This is a genomic window from Micromonospora sp. NPDC005299 (assembly GCF_042872345.1).
In the GTDB taxonomy this organism is placed as follows: Bacteria; Actinomycetota; Actinomycetes; order Mycobacteriales; family Micromonosporaceae; genus Micromonospora.
Map to the genome: position 1 here is coordinate 372,652 of NZ_JBIAKG010000005.1, position 16,957 is coordinate 389,608.

Genomic DNA, 16,957 nt, shown 5'->3' on the forward strand with positions numbered 1-16,957 from the left:
CCGCGTGGAGGAGATCGACCGCGCCATCGTCGCCGCGCTGACCGGAGACGGTCGGCTGTCGTACACGGACCTCGCCGAGAAGGTGGGGCTGTCGGTGTCGGCCGTGCACCAGCGGGTCCGCCGGCTGGAGCAGCGCGGCGTCATCAAGGGGTACACGGCCCGCGTCTCGTTCGAGGCGCTGGAGCTGCCGCTGACCGCATTCGTGGCGATCCGGCCGTTCGACCCCTCGCAGCCCGACGACGCACCGGAGCGGCTGGCCCACCTGCCCGAGATCGACTCGTGCTATTCGGTGGCGGGGGAGGACTTCTACCTGCTGCTGGTGCGGGTGGCCAGCCCGGCGGACCTGGAGCGGGTGCTGCAGGAGATCCGCACGGCCGCGAACGTCACCACGCGGACGACCGTCGTGCTCTCCACTCCGTACGAGCATCGTCCGCCGAAGGTCGGCCCGGATGCGGTGAATCAGCACCGGCTCCGTGGCATCTCGGCGGGGTCGACGGGCTCGCAGGCGGGTTGACCCCGCTCGGCGAGCAATGATCACCTTCGCCGCCCGCCCTCGGCACGGATGTCACCGGGCGGCGGCAGGTGAGTGCGCGCGTGCGCCGGCGGGCGGCAGGGGATCGGGGCGATCCGCGAAACCATCCGCCTACGCTGTGAACCATCGTTCACCGAGCCGTGCGGCTCGGGAGCGGGTGAGCAAGTTGACGAAGGAGTTGGCGTTGCAACAGAACTACCTGGCGAACTGCCGGGGTCGGGCGAGGCGGCTGCTGTGGATCAGCCCCTGGTCGGTGGGGGTGGGGCGATGACGGCTTCGAAGCCGGGCCGGTCCCGGTTCAGCGGATGGCTGGTGGAGGCGCGGACGTCGGCCGCCGGGACGCGACTGCCCGCCACGGCGGTCGAGGTGACAGCCCTTGCCGCCCTGCTGCTGGCGGCGGTGGGAAACTCCCGCCTGTGGGCGCTTCCCCCGGCCGTTCTCGCGCTCGGTCTGCTGGCCTGGACGTGGCGTCGCGGTTCGGTGGCCGCCGGCACATCCGTTGTGGCGCGCGTCCTCCTGCTCGCCTGCGCGTATCTGCTCGGCGCGGTGCACGGCAGTCTTGATCCCGCGTTGGCCGTTGGTGTCGCCGTCGCGGGCCTGGCGGTTCTCACCGAGTCGGTGGTGGCGTCCGTGCACGACGCCGTCTATCCCGTTTCGGCCAACCTGCCCGGAAGCGGCCCACGGCCTGACCGTAGCCCCAACCCCAGCCGGGCGGCGCTGGTCAACAGCGCCGCGGTGCTCGTGGCGCTGGTCTGCGCGTTCACCGACGTCTTCGGGTGGATCGCGCTGGCGGTGGCGACCGTCGCGCTCGGGTTGACCCTGTTCACCGGGTTGCAGGCGCTGCGGGCGGTGCGGGCGCGGCGGCGCAGTGAGACGAAACTGCTTGCCGCGCTGACCGCCTACGAGCCGGTCTTCCTCGTGCACTGGAACGCACCCGCCGGCACCGCCTACCAGCTCGCGATGTGGTTGCCGTATCTGGAGCGCCTCGGCAGGAAGTTCTTCGTGCTGGTGCGCAACCAGACCAACTTCAACGAGGTGGTGGGTCTGACCAAGGCCCCGGTGGTGCTGCGGATGGGGCTGAACCAGCTTGACGATGTGATCGCCCCGTCGCTACGGGCAGCCTTCTACGTCAATACCGCGACGATGAACAACCACGTCATCCGGTATACGAACCTGAAGCACATCCAGCTCAACCACGGTGACAGCGACAAGGTGCCGAGTCACAACCCGGTCTTCCGGATCTACGACAAGAACTTCGTCGCCGGCCAGGCCGCGATCGACCGGTTCGCGGCCAACGGCGTGAGCATGCCCGCGGAGATGTTCACCATCGTCGGGCGCCCCCAGGTGGAGAACGTCGCCATCGCCACCGAGCCGATCGCCTCGATCGCCAACCCCCGGGTCCTGTACGCCCCGACGTGGGCCGGCTTCTATGCCGACTCCAACTATTCGTCACTGCGCGTCGGCTACGACATCATCAAGGCGCTCGTCGCTCGCGGCTGCAGCGTCATCTTCCGACCGCACCCGTACAGCCGGCGGTCCCCGGAGCTGGCGCGCGAGTGCGAGCGGATTCGGACGCTGCTGGCTGACGACCGCCGGACGAACGGACGGCCACACATCTTCGGCGCCGAGGCTGAGGTGGACATGACGGTCGCCGACTGCTTCAACGCGTCGGACGCCATGGTGTCGGATGTGTCGAGCGTGGTGGCGGACTACCTGTACTCGGAGAAGCCCTTCGTGATGGTTGCCGTCTCGGTGCCGGCGGCCCAGTTCGCGGAGGCATTTCCGCTTGCGCGGGCGGCCTACGTGATCGACGCGCACGGCGGCCGGCTGCAGGGACTCGACGCCGTCCTCGACGAGTTCCTCGGCAGCGACCCTCTCGCCGCCGCCCGCCGCGACCTCAAGAAGTACTACCTCGGGGACATTCCGGCGGACCGGTACGCGCAGCGCTTCCTCGACGAGGCCTCGCGCTACCTCTGACAGCGAGCGGCATCGCCGCCCACGGTCGGCTCCGGTTCGGCAGTGACGCTGAACCGGGGCCGACCGTTTGTTCAGTGCCGAGCTGCCTGGTCGGGGCCGGTCGCGGCCGACTGCGGAGCCGGCTGGTTCCACCGCAGGATGACCCGCCGGCCGTGCTCGTGACCGAGCACGCTGACGGTGGCGGTGTCCAGCCGCAGCAGCCCGCCCGCGGACGGGGGCAGGCCGATCCAGCGCGCGCCGAGCACCCGCAGGCTGTGCGCGTGGCCGACCAGCGCGACGCTGCCCTTCTCCAGTAGTGGGGCCACCCGGTCGAGCACCCGGTCGAGCCGGGCGCCGACCTCGGCCGGTGACTCCCCGTCGGGGCAGCCGTCGGTCCAGATGTTCCACCGGGGGTTCTCCTCGTGGATGTCCACGGTGGTGCGCCCCTCGTAGGCGCCGTAGTTCCACTCGGCCAGGTCGGGGTCGGTGGCGTCGACGGTGAGCCCGGCCAGGTGCGCGGTGCGGGTCGCGCGCTGCCGGGGGCTGGACAGCACCCGGACGAAGCGCCGGCCGGCGAGCGCGACGGCGAGCGCCTGGGACTGCCGCTCGCCGTCGGGGGTCAGCTCCAGATCGGTGTACGAGGTGTGCCGGCGGCTGGCGCTCCAGGTGGTTTCGCCGTGCCGGATCAGCAGGAGCTCGCTCACCCGACCAGTCAACCACGGGCCGGCCGACCGGGCCGGCTGGCAGGACGTCCACCGTTGGAACCTATCTTCCTAGGATGCCTTACGGGGTGTGCGCTCGGACACGACGTTTGGGGAGACCGGCACCGGGGACGCAACCGGCGCAAGCCCGAACAAGCCGAGGAGGCGCGATGAGCTTCACCGACAAGGCCAAGAGCCGGGCCCAGGAGTTGGCCGGCGCGGCCAAGGAGCGGATCGGCGACGCCACCGACAACGAGCGGTTGCGGGCCGAGGGCGCCAACGAGCAGAGCGCCGCCCGGGCGCGGCAGGCCGGGCAGAACGTCAAGGAGGCCGGACGCAACGTCCGGGACGCCTTCGACAAGTGACTCGTACGGCGGCGGGGGCCCCCCCCCCCCCGGGGGCGCCCCCCCCGGGGGGGGGGGCGCCGGGGGGGCGGGGGGTGGGGGGGGGGGGGGGGGGGGGGGGGGCGGGGGGGGGTTGGGGGGGCCCCCCCCCCCGGCCCCCCCCCGGCCGCCCCCCGGGCCCGCCCCCCCCCCCGGGGGGGGGGGCGCCCCCCCCCCCCCCCCGCGGCCCCCCCCCGCCGCCGTGTGCGCAGCGCCGAGGAGGCGCCTGGTTAGGGTCGCGGGGTGACGGTTCTGCGTTCCCTGGTGTTGTTCGTGCTGGCCGCGCTGGCGGAGATCGGGGGCGCGTGGCTGGTCTGGCAGGGTTGGCGGGAGCACCGGGGGCTGTGGTGGGTGGCGGCCGGGGTGCTGGCGTTGGGCGCGTACGGGTTCGTGGCGACGTTCCAGCCCGATCCGAACTTCGGCCGGATCCTGGCGGCGTACGGGGGTGTGTTCGTGGCCGGGTCGCTGGCGTGGGGTGTGCTGGTGGACGGGTTCCGGCCCGACCGGTGGGACCTCACGGGCGCGGTGATCTGCCTGGTCGGCGTCGCCGTGATCATGTACGCGCCGCGGGGCTGACGGTTGTGGCGGCGTACGCCGACGCGGTGTCGGCGTACGCCGCCCAGACTCGGGACGAGCCGCCGGAGATCGCGGCCGCTACCTCGGGTCGCGGTTGAACTTCGACGTCGACCAGAAGTAGCCGAGCACCGCGAGTCCCACGCACCAGGCGACGGCGAGCCACCCGTTGTGGCCGATCTCGCTGCCGAGCAGCAGACCGCGCAGGGTCTCGATGGCGGGCGTGAACGGCTGGTACTCGGCGATCGGCTGGAGCCAGCCGGGCATGGCGTCGACCGGGACGAAGGCGCTGGAGAGGAGCGGCAGCAGGATCAGCGGCATGGCGTTGTTGCTGGCGGCCTCGGCGTTCGGGCTGACCAGGCCCATGCCGACCGCGATCCAGGTGAGCGCCGTGGCGAAGAGCACGAGCATTCCGAACGCCGCGAGCCACTCCAGGACGCCGGCGTCGGTGGACCGGAAGCCGATGGCCACGGCGACGGCGCCCACGAGGACCACGCTCAGGATCGATTGCAGCACGCTGCCGACGACGTGTCCGACGAGCACCGAACCGCGGTGGATCGCCATGGTGCGGAAGCGGGCGATGATGCCCTCGGTCATGTCGGTGGAGACGGACACGGCGGTTCCGATCACGGTGCTGCCGATGGTCATCAGCAGGAGGCCCGGGACGAGGTACGCGATGTACCGGGAGCGGTCCGGGCCGCCGCCGATGCCCGCGCTCATGGTGTCGCCGAAGACGTAGACGAAGAGCAACAGCAGCATGATCGGGGTGAGCAGCAGGTTCAGGGTGAGGGACGGATAGCGCCGCGCGTGCAGGAGGTTGCGGCGCAGCATGGTGGACGAGTCGCGTACGGCGAGGGAGAGGGAGCTCATCGGACGGCCTCCTTGGGCTGGTGGGGGATGCGGGCGCCGCCGGTCAGGGCGAAGAAGACGTCGTCGAGGTCGGGGGTGTGCACGGTGAGGGTGTCGGCGTGCACGTCGGCGTCGTCCAGCCGGTCGAGGATGGCGCGCAGTTCGCGCTGGGTGCCGCCGCTGGGGATCTGCAGGGTGAGCGCCGGGTCGTCGCGTACGGTTTCGCGCAGCGCGTCGGCGGCCCGCTCGTAGGCCGCGGGGTCCTCGAAGCGGAGTTGGACGTGTCCGCCGGGGATGAGTCGCTTGAGTTCCTCGGCGGTGCCTTCGGCGGCGATCTTCCCGTCGTTGAGCACGGCGATGCGGTCGGCGAGCTGGTCGGCCTCCTCCAGGTACTGGGTGGTGAGGAAGACGGTGACGCCGTCGGCGACGAGTTCGCGGATGATCTGCCACATGTTGTGGCGGCTGCGGGGGTCGAGGCCGGTGGTCGGTTCGTCGAGGAAGATGATCCGCGGGTTGCCGACCAGGGTCACGGCGAGGTCGAGGCGGCGCTTCATGCCGCCGGAGTAGGTGGAGGCGGGCTTCTTCGCGGCGTCGGTGAGGTCGAAGCGTTCGAGCAGCTCGGCGGCGGTGCGCTGGCCGTCGCGCTTGGACAGGTGGTGCAGGTCGGCCATGAGGAGCATGTTCTCCTCGCCGGTGATCAGGCCGTCGACGGCGGAGAACTGGCCGGTGACGCCGATCGCGGTGCGGACGGCCTGGGGGGCGGCGGCGAGGTCGTGGCCGGCGACGCGGATGTGGCCGGAGGCGGGGTCGGGGGAGATGAGGGTGGAGAGGATTTTGACGGCGGTGGTCTTGCCGGCGCCGTTCGGGCCGAGCAGGGCGAAGATTGTTCCTTGGGGGACGGCCAGGTCGACGCCGTCGAGCACGACCTTGTCGCCGTAGGACTTGCGCAGTCCGTTCGCCGCGATGGCCAGGTTGGTCATGGTGGGTGCTCCTCAGAGGCTGCGGGCGACGATGTCGCCGTGGGCGGTGGTCGCGTGGATGTTGAGGTCGGCGGCGCCGTCGGTGTTGGTGAGCGAGTTGTGGATCCGGCCGTAGGTGGTGCCGGCGTCGAGGGCGGCGGAGACGCCGTGGGCGGCGCCGACGGACACGTCGCCGGCCTGGGTGCGCAGCACGAGGGTGCCGCGCACGGCCTCGGCGATGCGGATGTCGCCCTTTGCGGTGCTGATCTCTGCGGGGCCGTTGAGGCGGCTGACCGTGACGTCACCGGCGGCGGTGGTGAGGCGGAGGCTCGCGGCCTCGTCGAGCTTGATCGCGCCGTGCGCGCCCTCGAAGGCGACGTCGCCGAACCGGCCGATGGCCCGGAGGTCGGCGCTGGCCGCTTTCACCTCGACGCGGGAGCCGGCGGGCAGCTGGACGGTCACCTCGATGAATCCGGAGCTGCCGAGGATCTGGTTCTTCGCGGAGGCCTCGATCCGCAGGACGCCGTTGCCGTATTCGACCTTGGTTTGTTCGGCCACCTTCACGTCGCGGCTCTTCGAGGCGTCGGCGGGCAGGACCTCGACGGTGGTGTCGGCCCGGTCGGCGGCGATGAGCTGGACGCGCCCGGCGGGGATGTCGAGGACGGCGGAGATCGGGGTGGGGGTGTCGAAGGTCTGCATCGTGTTCTCCTCGCGTGCACTGTTTCTGGCATGGGAAACGCTACGTTGCGTTCAAGAATCAGGCAACGGAGTCGTTGCGAGAAATGAGTGTGTGCGCAGGTGGAGCCCTGTTTATCGTTGCAACGGCGAAGAATTTAACGCAACGAGGACAGCTGCGTTCGTTGCATTGGGTGGGAGTGAACGCTATGGTGGCGGCGTCAGGGGAAGCGTGAAGGGAGATCGCGATGCCGGGAGGCAGGCTCAGCCAGCAGGAACGCCAGCAGATCGCGCTGGGGCTGGCCGACGGGCTCGCCTACGCGGAGATCGCCAGACGTCTCGACCGCCCCACCTCGACGATCACGCGTGAGGTGATGCGCAACGGCGGCCCCACCGCCTACCGGGCCGACCTGGCCCACCGCGCCACCGAACGCCGCTCACACCGGCGCAGGCAGGCCCCGGCCCGAGGGCCGCAGGCGCCGTCGCAGACACACGGACGCGACCCCGAGGCCGTGCGCGAGTACGAGGAGATGTTCACGACCCTGCTCATCCAGCAGGGCCTGCCCAAGATGATGTCCCGGGTGCTGACCTGTCTCTACACCGCCGACGCGGGCAGCCTCACCGCGTCCGAGCTCGTCCAGCGTCTTCAGGTCAGTCCGGCGTCCGTCTCCAAGGCGATCACGTTCCTCGAGGGCCAGGGCCTCATCCGCCGGGAACGCGACGAACGCCGCCGGGAGCGCTACGTCGTGGACGACGACGTCTTCTACCAGGGCACGATCGCCGGCGCCCGAGCCAACGCCCAGCTCGCGGAGACCGCACGGCAGGGCGTCAGCGTCCTCGGCCACGGCACCCCGGCCGCCGTGCGCCTGGAGAGCATCGCCCGCTACGTGGAGTTCATCGCCGAGAGCATCAGCCGCGCCGCGGAGCAGGCCCGCGAGATCCTCTACACGAAACCCGAGGCGACCTCGGGCGGCGCCGCAAGCCCGGGTGCAGATCGTGGCGGTGGTTGAGGCGGCGGTGCCGGGCCGGGACAGATGACCGCCGCCCCCGCGGCCGGGTGGCTCACGGGGGCGGCGGGGTGGTGCGGGTCAGTCGTCGCGGTGGGCGGCCCACCAGGCCTGGCCGGTCTCGGGCAGGGTGTCGATCGGGTCGTAGTAGGCGTAGCGCTTGTTGAGCGCTTCGAGGTCGGCGGACTCGATCGAGGTGCGGTAGTTCTTGGTCCAGTAGGAGATGCCGCGTTCGCGGTCGTACTCGGTGAGCATGTGCACCCAGCGCTTGCCGACGAAGGGGACGTCGCAGACGATGCGCGGGGTGGCGTAGCCGGGCAGGTAGCCCATGATGTCGTGCTGGAGCTGCTGGGCGTGCCAGACGGGGACCCGCCAGTGCTCGGCGTTGGGGATCATGTCGCACATGTAGAAGTAGTACGGCAGGATGCCCGCCTCGCCCTGGAGGGCGAAGCAGAGGTCGAGCAGGTCGGCGCTGGTGGCGTTGACGCCGCGCATGAGCACGCCCTGGTTGCGGACGTCGCGGACGCCGACGTCGAGGGCGGTCTGGGCGGCCTTGGCGACCAGCGGGGTGAGCGACTGGGCGTGGTTGACGTGGGTGTGGATGGCGAGGTTGACGCCGCGGCGGGAGGCGGTGCGGGCGACGCGTTCCAGGCCCTCGACGACGTCGGGCTGGAGCCAGTGCTGGGGGAGGCCCATGAGGGCCTTGGTGGCGAGCCGGATGTCGCGGACGGTCTCCAGTTCGAGCAGCCGCATCAGGTACGACTCGAGGTTCTTCCACGGCACGTTGGCCACGTCGCCGCCGGAGACCACCACGTCGCGGACGCCGGGGTGGGCCTTGAGGTAGGTGATGTGGGCGTCGTAGCGGTCGACGGGCTTCAGGGTGAGCTTCAGCTTGTCGACGGCCGGCGTGGAGTTGCCGACCAGGTCCATCCGGGTGCAGTGCCCGCAGTACTGCGGGCAGGTGGACAGCAGCTCGGCGAGGACCTTGGTGGGGTAGCGGTGGGTGAGCCCCTCGGCGACCCACATGTCGTGCTCGTGGAGGCTGTCGCGGCTGGCGTAGGGGTGCGAGGGCCAGTCGGTGCGCCGGTCGGAGGCGACGGGGATCATGTAGCGGCGGATCGGGTCGGCCAGGAACGCCTCGGTGGTCATGGGCTCGAACGGCACCATGGTGTTGACCATCTGCGGGGGCACCAGCATCGACATGGTGGCCAGTGCCTTCTGGTCGGCCTCGAGGTCGGCGTAGAAGCTCTCGTCGACGAGGTCGCCCAGGACGGTGCGCAGCTGCTTGATGTTCTTGACGCAGTTGACCCGCTGCCACTGGGCGTTCTCCCACTGCTCCCGGGTGACGTGGCGCCAGCCGGGGAAGCGGGTCCAGTCGGGTTCGACCAGGGGGCTGCGGCGGTACTCGTACGGCTGCCCGGCGGTCGGAACGGCGACCGGGGCGTGACGGGGTTGAGGGATGGTCTCAACCGGTTGGGTCTGGGTCACGGCCCCTCCTGACATGTGGTGCGGGTGATCAGCGATCCTGAAGGCTACTGGAAAATATCCGGTGAAGAAATTAGTCTGCCGGAAGTTTTCCCGCGACGCGAGCCCTGACCGGGGTTTCGGGCGGCTGGACATTGGGGGTCGGCGTGACGTCACCGGTGGGTCTGCACCGAGTCGTGGAACCGGCGGGGGTGCTGCCGCAGGCGGCGTGGCGGCTGGACGCCGACCCGCGGATCGCCGCCAACGAGGTGCGGATCCGGGTCGAGCGGCTGAACCTGGACGCGGCGAGCTTCCGGCAGCTGTCGGAGAAGCACGGCGGCGACGGGGAGAAGGTCCGTGCCGAGGTCCTGGAGATCATCTCGACCCGGGGGAAGATGCAGAACCCGGTCACCGGCTCCGGTGGCATGCTGATCGGCACCGTGGAGGAGGCCGGGAAGCGGTCCCCGCTGGGCCTGCGGCCGGGCGACCCGGTCGCGACCCTGGTGTCGCTGACGCTGACCCCGCTGACGATCCTCGACGGGCTGGCCCGCTGGGACGGGCGCAGCGAGCAGGTGCCCTGCGACGGGTACGCGATCCTGTTCGCCCGGTCGATCGCCGCGGTGCTGCCGGGCGACCTGCACCCGGAGCTGTCCCTGGCGGTGCTCGACGTGTGCGGGGCGCCGGCGCTGACCGCGCGGGTGGTGGCCGAGCAGGTGGCGCGGCGCCGCCGCGAGGAGGACGCGCGCCCGGTGACCGTGGCGGTGATCGGCGGCGCCGGCAAGAGCGGTTCGCTGTCCCTCGCGGCGGCGCGGCGGGCCGGCGCCCGCCGTACCGTCGGGGTGGTGCCGGTGGCGGCGGAGCGGGACGCGCTCGAAGCGGCCGGCCTGGCCGACGTGGTCGCGCTGGCCGACGCCCGCGACCCGGTCGGCCTGTCCACGGCGGTGACCACGGCGCTGGGCGGCCCCGCGGACGTGACGGTGGTCTGCGTGGACGTGCCGGGCTGCGAGCACGGGGCGGTCCTCGCCACCGGGGACGGCGGCACGGTGATCTTCTTCTCGATGGCGACGAGCTTCGCGGCGGCGGCGCTGGGCGCGGAGGGCCTGGCCGCGGACGTGACCATGCTGGTCGGCAACGGGTACGTGCCGGGGCACGCCGAGCTGGCGCTGGACCTGCTGCGCGCCGAGCCGGGGGTGCGTCGTCTGTTCGAGGCGCGGCTGGCGGCAGACTGAGCATCATGACGAACCCCTCGACCTTGTACCGCGGCGGAGTGCTGCACTGTCCGGCCGACCCGAGCGCGACGGCGATGCTGGTGCGTGACGGGCGGATCGCCTGGCTGGGCGCCGACGCCGACGCGCCGGCCGCCGACCGGGTGGTGGAGCTGGGCGGGGCGCTGGTGACGCCGGCGTTCGTGGACGCGCACGTGCACGCCACCGACACCGGGCTGGCCCTGTCGGGGCTGGACCTGTCGGCGGTGCGGTCGGCGTCCGGGCTGCTGGAGGCGGTGGCCGCGTTCGCCGCGGCGCTGCCGGGCGACGCGGTGGTGCTGGGGCACGGCTGGGACGAGTCGTCCTGGGCCGAGCCGGCCCTGCCGGACGCGGCGGCGCTGGACCGCGCGGCCGGGGGCCGCAAGGTGTACCTGTCGCAGGCGTCGATCCACTCGGCGCTGGTGTCGGCGGCGCTGCTGGCGGCCTGCCCGGACGCGGCGGCCGCCGCCGGCTACGACCCGTCGGGCTGGCTGCGTCGTGACGCCCACCACGTGGTGCGGGCCGCGGCGCTGGGCTCGGTCACGGCGGCGCAGCGGGTGACGGCCCAGCGCGCGGCCCTGCGGCACGCGGCGTCGCTGGGTATCGCCGCGGTGCACGAGTGCGGCGGCCCGGGGACCTCCGACGAGAGCGACTTCACCGGCCTGCTGGCGATCTCCGGCGACGGCGTGCCGGAGGTGTACGGGTACTGGGGTGAGCTGCTGGGCGCGGCGAAGGCCCGGGAGCTGGGCGCGGTCGGCGCCGGCGGGGACCTGTACGCCGACGGCGCGCTCGGGTCGCGCACCGCGCACGTGTCGGCGGCGTACCTGGACGGGGAGCCGGGGGGGTGCGGGCACGGGTACGTGACCGTGGAGCAGGTGCGGGATCACCTGCTGGACTGCGCGGCGCACGGGCTGCAGGGCGGCTTCCACGCCATCGGGGACGCGGCGATCGGCACGGTGCTGGACGGGTTCGCGCAGGCCGCGCAGAAGGTGGGCGTGGACCGGTTGCGGGCCGCCCGGCACCGGGTCGAACACGCCGAGATCATGAGCAAGCGGTTGATCGCCGGGTTCGTGGAGTACGGCATCGTGGCGTCGATGCAGCCGGCGTTCGACCGGCTGTGGGGCGGCGCCGGCCGGATGTACGAGTCGCGGCTGGGCCTGTCCCGGTCGTTGGAGTCGAACCCGATGGGCGCCATGCACGGGGTGGGGGTGGCGTTGGCGTTCGGGTCGGACTCGCCGGTGACGCCGCTGGACCCGTGGGGGTCGGTGCGGGCCGCGGCGGCGCACCACAACCCGGCGCAGCGGATGAGCGTGCGGGCGGCGTTCGCCGCGCACACCCGCGGCGGGTGGCGGGCCGTGCACCTGGACAACGAGGGGGTCCTCGCGTTGGGCGCGCCGGCGACGTTCGCGGTGTGGGACACCCCGGCCGGGGTGGAGCGGGGACTGCCGGTGCTGCAGGCCGAGGACCCGGAGGCGCGCGGCGCGGACGACCCGACGCCGCTGCCGGTGTGCCGGGCCACGGTGCTGCGCGGTGACGTGATCTACGAGGAGGGCACGGGTTCGTGACGAGCAAGCTTGGGCTGGATCCGGCGCTGGTGGCGCGGGCGCGGGAGTTGGCGCGTCGCGCCGGGCAGCCGGTGGTCGATCTGGCGCGCAGCCACACCACCGTGTCGGTGGAGCGGGCGGTGCTGCGGCTGGCCGGGGTGACCGGCGCCGACCCCGACGGCATCCCGTGGGTGAACCGCCTCGTGGACGCGGTCGTCGCCGACGTCGGTCTCGGCCACGGGGTGGCCGCGCCGGTGTTCGACGCCCTCGCGCGGGAGCAGATCGCCGACGTGACGCTGCTGGCGCAGAAGGCCGCCGCCGGGTCCGTGCGGTTCACCCAGCCCACCGGCAAGGCCGCCACGGCCGCCCGCCGGGCCGCCCGGAAGGCGGTCGCCGCGGGCGTGCGGCAGATCGACCGGCGCCGCGCCGAGCGGGACCGCCTCGTGAAGCGGTACGGGGACCCGAAGCAGCGGCCGTGGATCTACCTGATCGTGGCCACCGGCGACATCTACGAGGACATCCCGCAGGCGCAGGCCGCCGCCCGGGCCGGGGCGGACATCATCGCGGTGATCCGCTCCACCGGGCAGTCGCTGCTGGACTACGTGCCCGAGGGCGCCACCCGGGAGGGCTTCGCCGGCACCTACGCCACGCAGGAGAACTTCCGGCTGATGCGGGCGGCGCTGGACGAGTCGTCGCGGGAGCTGGGCCGGTACGTGCGGCTGACGAACTACGCGTCGGGCCTGTGCATGCCGGAGATGGCCGCCCTGGCCGGCCTGGAACGCCTCGACATGATGCTCAACGACTCGATGTACGGGATCCTGTTCCGCGACATCAACCCGATCCGCACGTTCGTGGACCAGAGGTTCTCCCGGCAGGTGCACGCCCGCGCCGGGATCATCATCAACACCGGCGAGGACAACTACCTCACCACCGCCGACGCGGTCGACGAGGCGCACACGGTGACGGTGTCGCAGCTGCTCAACGAGTACTTCGCGCACGAGGCGGGGCTGGCCGACTGGCAGCTCGGCCTGGGGCACGCGTTCGAGATCAACCCGGATCTGCCGGAGTCGTTCCGGCTGGAGCTGGCGCACGCGCTGCTGGCCCGGGAGCTGTTCCCGGACGCGCCGTTGAAGTGGATGCCGCCGACCAAGCACATGACCGGCGACGTGTTCCGCGGCAACCTGCTCGACGGGTTCTTCAACCTGGTCGGCGCCATGACCGGGCAGGGCATCCTGCTGGTCGGCATGATGACGGAGGCGGTGGTCACCCCGTGGCTGTCCGACCGGGACATCGCCCTGCAGAACGTCCGGTACGTGCTGGGCGCCGCCGGCGGGCTGCACGAGGACTTCGTGCCCGCACCGGGCGGGTTCATCCAGCAGCGCGCCCACCGGGTGCTCGGTGAGGCCGTCGACCTGCTGGAGCGCATCGGTGACCAGTCGCTGCTGACCGCGATCGCCGAGGGCACCTTCGGGATCATGAAGCGGCCCGCGGACCGGGGCAAGGGCCTCGACGGCGTCGCCCAGCACGAGGCGGACTACTACAACCCGGCCACGGACATCCTGGAGCAGTCGGCATGACGGAGAAGAAGATCGTCCGGCCGTACGGGGACACCACCGGCGACGGCATGGTGCAGGTGTCGTTCACCCTGCCCGTGCCGCACGACAAGCGCGCCGAGGGCGCCGCGGTGCAGCTCGCCAACAAGATGGGCATCGACCCGGCGATGCTCGTGCACGCCAAGCAGATGGGCGACGGGTTCACCTTCTTCGTCGTCTACGGCCGGGTGAACCACCTCGTGGACCTCGATCGGGTGCAGGTGGTGGAACGGGACTTCCCGCTGCTGTCGGCCAAGGAGGTCAACACGGTGGTGAAGCAGAAGATGCGGCGCAAGCTGTCCGTGGTCGGCGCCTGCATCGGCACCGACGCGCACACCGTCGGCATCGACGCGATCCTCAACGTCAAGGGCATCGCCGGGGAAAAGGGCCTGGAGTACTACCGGGAACTCAAGGTCACCAACCTGGGCGCGCAGGTCAGCGTCCCCGAGCTGGTCGAGGCGGCCCGGCGGGAGAAGGCCGACGCCGTGCTCGTCTCCCAGGTCGTCACCCAACGCGACGCGCACCTGCACAACACCCGGGAGATGTCCGCCGCGTTCCGCGAGGCCCTGCCCGCCGGCAAACGGCCCCTGCTGATCGTCGGCGGCCCCCGCTTCGACGAGACCATGACCGGGGAACTGGGTGTCGACCGGATCTTCGGCCGCGGCACCACCCCCGGCGAGGTCGCCAGCTACCTGGTCCACGCCCTGATCACCGACAAGAAGGCGACAGCATGAGTGACCCCCGGGTCGGCCTGACCGTCACCCACCGCCGGTACGTGCCGTACTCCCACGCCCACTACGCGGGCAACCTCGTTGACGGGGCGTACGCGCTGGGCCTGTTCGGGGACGTCGCCACCGAGGTGTGCATCCGCACCGACGGCGACGAGGGGCTGTTCGCCTCCTACTCCGACGTGCAGTTCACGGCCCCCATGAAGGCCGGTGACGTGCTGGAGGTGGTCGCCACGGTCACCCGGGTGGGCACCCGCAGCCGCACCATCGACTTCGCCGCCCGGGTGGTGTGCCGGGGCCGCCCCGACAAGTCCGAGTCCGCCGCCGAGGTCCTCGCCGAGCCGATCGTGGCGGTCACCGCCACCGGCACGGTGGTCGTCCCCCCAGCGGCGTGAGCGCGAGGAGTGAGCCGGGTTTGCGAGCCCCGCAGTCGCGAACGAAGGACAGCTCCGCGTGAACCTCGCCGTCTGCGCCGACGTCGGGTCGACGTACACCAAGGCGGCGGTGGTCGACCTCGACGGCGGTCGGCTCGTCGCCGCGGCGGCCGCGCCGACCACCGTCGGCACGGACGTGCTGCACGGCCTGGACGCCGCGGTCGGCGCCGCCACCGCCGGGCTCACCGCCGGCGACCTGCCCTGGTACGTCTGCTCGTCGGCCGGCGGTGGCCTGCGGCTGGCCGTCATCGGCTACGAACCGCTGGTCACCGCGCAGGCCGGCCGGCGGGTCGGGCTGTCCGCCGGGGCGAACGTGGTGCACGTGGCCGCCGGGCGGCTCGGCGCGGCCGACCTGACCGCGCTGCGCGCCGCCCGCCCCGACGTGGTGCTGCTCGTCGGCGGCACCGACGGCGGCGACGCCGACACCGTCACCCACAACGCCACCCGGCTGGCGCGGGCCCGCTGGCGGGTGCCCGTGGTGCTCGCCGGCAACACGGACGTCCGCGACGACCTGCACACCCTGCTCGCCGCGGCGAAGGTGCCGGTCACCGCCGCCGACAACGTGCTGCCCCGCATCGGGGTGCTCGCCCCCGCGCCGGCCCGCGCCGCGATCCGGGAGGTGTTCCTGCGGCACGTCATCGGCGGCAAGAAACTGTCCCGCGGCACCCGGTTCGCCCGCCTGGTGCGGGCCGCCACCCCCGACGCGGTGCTCACCGGGGTGGAGGTCCTCGCCGACGCCCTCGGCGGGGACCTGGCCGTCGTCGACGTCGGCGGCGCCACCACCGACGTGTACTCGGTGCTCACCCCCGACGAGCGGGACACCGGCCCCAGCCAGGAGGTCACCGGCACCCTGTGGCGGGCCCGCACCGTCGAAGGGGACCTCGGCATGCGGTGGAGCGCCCCCGGCGTGGTCCGCGCCGCCGCCGAGGAACGACTCCTCGCACCCGGCGAGGAGGACGACCTGGCCGCCGCGGCGGCGGTGCGGGCCGCCGACCCCGGCTTCCTGCCCGCCGGCGACGCCGACCGGGCCGCCGACCGGCGCATCGCCGCGCTCGCCGCGACGGTGGCGCTGCGCCGGCACGCCCGCGGCGCCGCCACCGGGGAACGCGCCGGCCGGGACCTGCGCGACGTCAAGCTGATGGTCGGCTCCGGCGGGGTGCTGCGACACGCCGCGCCCGGCGACGCCGCCGGGGTGCTCGCCGCGGTCCTCGGCGACCACGCCGGCGGATGGCCGCTGCCCCGGGCCGCCCGCCCCGTCGTCGACGTCGACTATGTCCTGGCCGCCGGCGGGCTGCTCGCCGCCGACCACCCCGACGCGGCGGCCGCGCTGCTGCGCCGGCATCTCGCCGGCTGAGCCGCGGCGGGCACTACTCCGCGGAGAGCTTCTCGCCGCGGGCGTCCGCTTCCTGCGACGCGGCCCACGAGGCCAGCAGCCGGAGGTTGTCCTCGGCCGCGCTGCCCGGCTCGGCGGTGTACACGACGAGGGTGAGGCCGGGTTCGGCGGTCACCGCGAGGGTCTCGAAGGCGAGGGTGAGGTCCCCGACGGCCGGGTGGTGGAAGCGCTTGGTGCCGGTCCCGTGCCGGCGCACGTTGTGGGCGCCCCACCGGGTGCGAAAGGCGTCGCTGCGGGTGGACAGCTCGCCCACCAGGTCGTGCAGGTCCTTGTCGTGGGGGTCGCGGCCCGCCTCGGTGCGCAGCACGTCGACGGTGACGTCGGCCATGAGTTCCCAGTCGCGGTAGAAGCGGCGGGCGGCCGGGTCGAGGAACTGGTAGCGGGCCAGGTTCGGCGGTGGAGAGCCGCTGGCGGTGTAGATGTCGCTGAAGAAGCCGCGGGCGAGCTGATTGGTGGCCAGCAGGTCCAGGCGGCCGTTGCTGACGTACGCGGGGCCGGCGGTCACCGCGTCCAGGGTCCATTGCAGGCTGCGGTGCAGCGGGGCGTGCCGGCCCGCACGCCGGCGTGGCCGGGCCAGCGTGTCGGAGCCCTCGGCGGCCTGGGCCAGGTGCAGCAGGTGGGCGCGTTCGGCGTCGTCGAGCTGCAGGGCGCGGGCGACGGCCTCGAGGACGCCGGGGGAGACGCCGGCGAGGTGCCCGCGTTCGAGCTTGGCGTAGTACTCGACGCTGACGTCGGCGAGCGCGGCGACCTCGCTGCGGCGTAGCCCCTTCACGCGGCGCCGGGTGCCGGCCGGCAGGCCGGCCCGCGCCGGGGTGATCTTGGCTCGCCGCGAGACCAGAAAGTCGCGGACCTGGTCATGGTTGTCCACGCGGTCGACCGTACGCGGCGTGGGCCGCCGCAGCCATGTACTGCCGGTACACCCC

At 72.7% G+C, this 16,957-nt stretch carries 17 protein-coding genes; 11 read left to right on the forward strand and 6 right to left on the reverse strand.

The features are described from left to right. Window positions 1-4: 4 nt before the first annotated feature. Both ACFYPD_RS17545 and ACFYPD_RS17550 read left to right on the forward strand, forming a co-directional pair. Window positions 5-514, forward strand: a complete 510-nt coding sequence (locus tag ACFYPD_RS17545) for an Lrp/AsnC family transcriptional regulator (protein WP_387114035.1) — start codon at window positions 5-7, stop codon at window positions 512-514. Window positions 515-586: 72 nt separating this feature from the next. Next, on the forward strand, window positions 587-2,509 hold the full coding sequence (locus ACFYPD_RS17550) for a CDP-glycerol glycerophosphotransferase family protein (protein ID WP_387114037.1): 1,923 nt from the start codon (window positions 587-589) through the stop codon (window positions 2,507-2,509). A gap of 71 nt (window positions 2,510-2,580) precedes the next feature. Here ACFYPD_RS17550 and ACFYPD_RS17555 read toward each other — a convergent pair whose 3' ends face one another. Then, a complete protein-coding gene (locus ACFYPD_RS17555; protein ID WP_387114039.1) occupies window positions 2,581-3,192 on the reverse strand; it encodes a histidine phosphatase family protein in 612 nt (203 codons plus the stop codon). Window positions 3,193-3,359: 167 nt separating this feature from the next. On the opposite strand from ACFYPD_RS17555, the gene ACFYPD_RS17560 reads away from it, so the two are divergent. Further along, window positions 3,360-3,554 carry a CsbD family protein gene (locus ACFYPD_RS17560; protein WP_107076192.1) on the forward strand — a complete coding sequence of 65 codons (195 nt, stop codon included), beginning with the start codon at window positions 3,360-3,362 and terminating at the stop codon, window positions 3,552-3,554. A gap of 261 nt (window positions 3,555-3,815) precedes the next feature. Further along, a complete protein-coding gene (locus tag ACFYPD_RS17565; protein WP_387114041.1) occupies window positions 3,816-4,148 on the forward strand; it encodes a YnfA family protein in 333 nt (110 codons plus the stop codon). A gap of 78 nt (window positions 4,149-4,226) precedes the next feature. Here the strand turns inward: ACFYPD_RS17565 and ACFYPD_RS17570 are convergent, their stop codons facing one another. The 3 genes from ACFYPD_RS17570 to ACFYPD_RS17580 are packed head-to-tail and all read right to left on the reverse strand — an operon-like array spanning window position 4,227 to window position 6,652. Then, window positions 4,227-5,015, reverse strand: coding sequence for an ABC transporter permease (locus ACFYPD_RS17570; RefSeq protein WP_387114043.1), 789 nt, complete (start codon window positions 5,013-5,015; stop codon window positions 4,227-4,229). Further along, complete coding sequence (locus ACFYPD_RS17575; protein WP_387114045.1) at window positions 5,012-5,974, reverse strand: ATP-binding cassette domain-containing protein; 963 nt, start codon at window positions 5,972-5,974, stop codon at window positions 5,012-5,014. The genes ACFYPD_RS17570 and ACFYPD_RS17575 overlap by 4 nt, the downstream gene beginning before the upstream one ends. A 12-nt stretch (window positions 5,975-5,986) precedes the next feature. After that, a complete protein-coding gene (locus ACFYPD_RS17580) occupies window positions 5,987-6,652 on the reverse strand; it encodes a DUF4097 family beta strand repeat-containing protein (RefSeq protein ID WP_387114047.1) in 666 nt (221 codons plus the stop codon). Window positions 6,653-6,876: 224 nt separating this feature from the next. Here ACFYPD_RS17580 and ACFYPD_RS17585 point away from each other — a divergent pair, with 224 nt between their 5' ends. Next, entirely contained in the window at window positions 6,877-7,638 is a 762-nt protein-coding gene (locus ACFYPD_RS17585) for a helix-turn-helix domain-containing protein (RefSeq protein ID WP_387114048.1), read from the forward strand. A 78-nt stretch (window positions 7,639-7,716) separates the two neighbouring features. On the opposite strand, the gene ACFYPD_RS17590 is transcribed toward ACFYPD_RS17585, so the two are convergent. Beyond that, window positions 7,717-9,123, reverse strand: coding sequence for a KamA family radical SAM protein (locus tag ACFYPD_RS17590; protein ID WP_387114050.1), 1,407 nt, complete (start codon window positions 9,121-9,123; stop codon window positions 7,717-7,719). A gap of 155 nt (window positions 9,124-9,278) precedes the next feature. Between ACFYPD_RS17590 and ACFYPD_RS17595 the strand changes: the two genes are divergently transcribed. Genes ACFYPD_RS17595 through ACFYPD_RS17620 form a run of 6 tightly spaced genes read left to right on the forward strand, consistent with a single transcriptional unit; the run spans window position 9,279 to window position 15,995 of the window. After that, window positions 9,279-10,328, forward strand: coding sequence for a zinc-binding alcohol dehydrogenase (locus ACFYPD_RS17595; protein ID WP_387114407.1), 1,050 nt, complete (start codon window positions 9,279-9,281; stop codon window positions 10,326-10,328). 5 nt (window positions 10,329-10,333) lie between these two features. Then, window positions 10,334-11,908, forward strand: a complete 1,575-nt coding sequence (locus ACFYPD_RS17600; RefSeq protein WP_387114052.1) for an amidohydrolase — start codon at window positions 10,334-10,336, stop codon at window positions 11,906-11,908. Further along, entirely contained in the window at window positions 11,905-13,464 is a 1,560-nt protein-coding gene (locus ACFYPD_RS17605) for a lysine 5,6-aminomutase subunit alpha (protein WP_387114054.1), read from the forward strand. Before ACFYPD_RS17600 ends, ACFYPD_RS17605 begins: the two co-directional genes overlap by 4 nt. Next, complete coding sequence (locus ACFYPD_RS17610; protein ID WP_387114056.1) at window positions 13,461-14,213, forward strand: OAM dimerization domain-containing protein; 753 nt, start codon at window positions 13,461-13,463, stop codon at window positions 14,211-14,213. The genes ACFYPD_RS17605 and ACFYPD_RS17610 overlap by 4 nt, the downstream gene beginning before the upstream one ends. Further along, on the forward strand, window positions 14,210-14,602 hold the full coding sequence (locus ACFYPD_RS17615) for a hotdog domain-containing protein (protein ID WP_387114058.1): 393 nt from the start codon (window positions 14,210-14,212) through the stop codon (window positions 14,600-14,602). Before ACFYPD_RS17610 ends, ACFYPD_RS17615 begins: the two co-directional genes overlap by 4 nt. 58 nt (window positions 14,603-14,660) lie before the next feature. Continuing rightward, on the forward strand, window positions 14,661-15,995 hold the full coding sequence (locus tag ACFYPD_RS17620) for a glutamate mutase L (RefSeq protein ID WP_387114060.1): 1,335 nt from the start codon (window positions 14,661-14,663) through the stop codon (window positions 15,993-15,995). Between the two features lie 13 nt (window positions 15,996-16,008). On the opposite strand, the gene ACFYPD_RS17625 is transcribed toward ACFYPD_RS17620, so the two are convergent. Beyond that, entirely contained in the window at window positions 16,009-16,902 is an 894-nt protein-coding gene (locus ACFYPD_RS17625) for a helix-turn-helix domain-containing protein (RefSeq protein ID WP_387114062.1), read from the reverse strand. Between the last annotated feature and the right edge of the window lie 55 nt (window positions 16,903-16,957).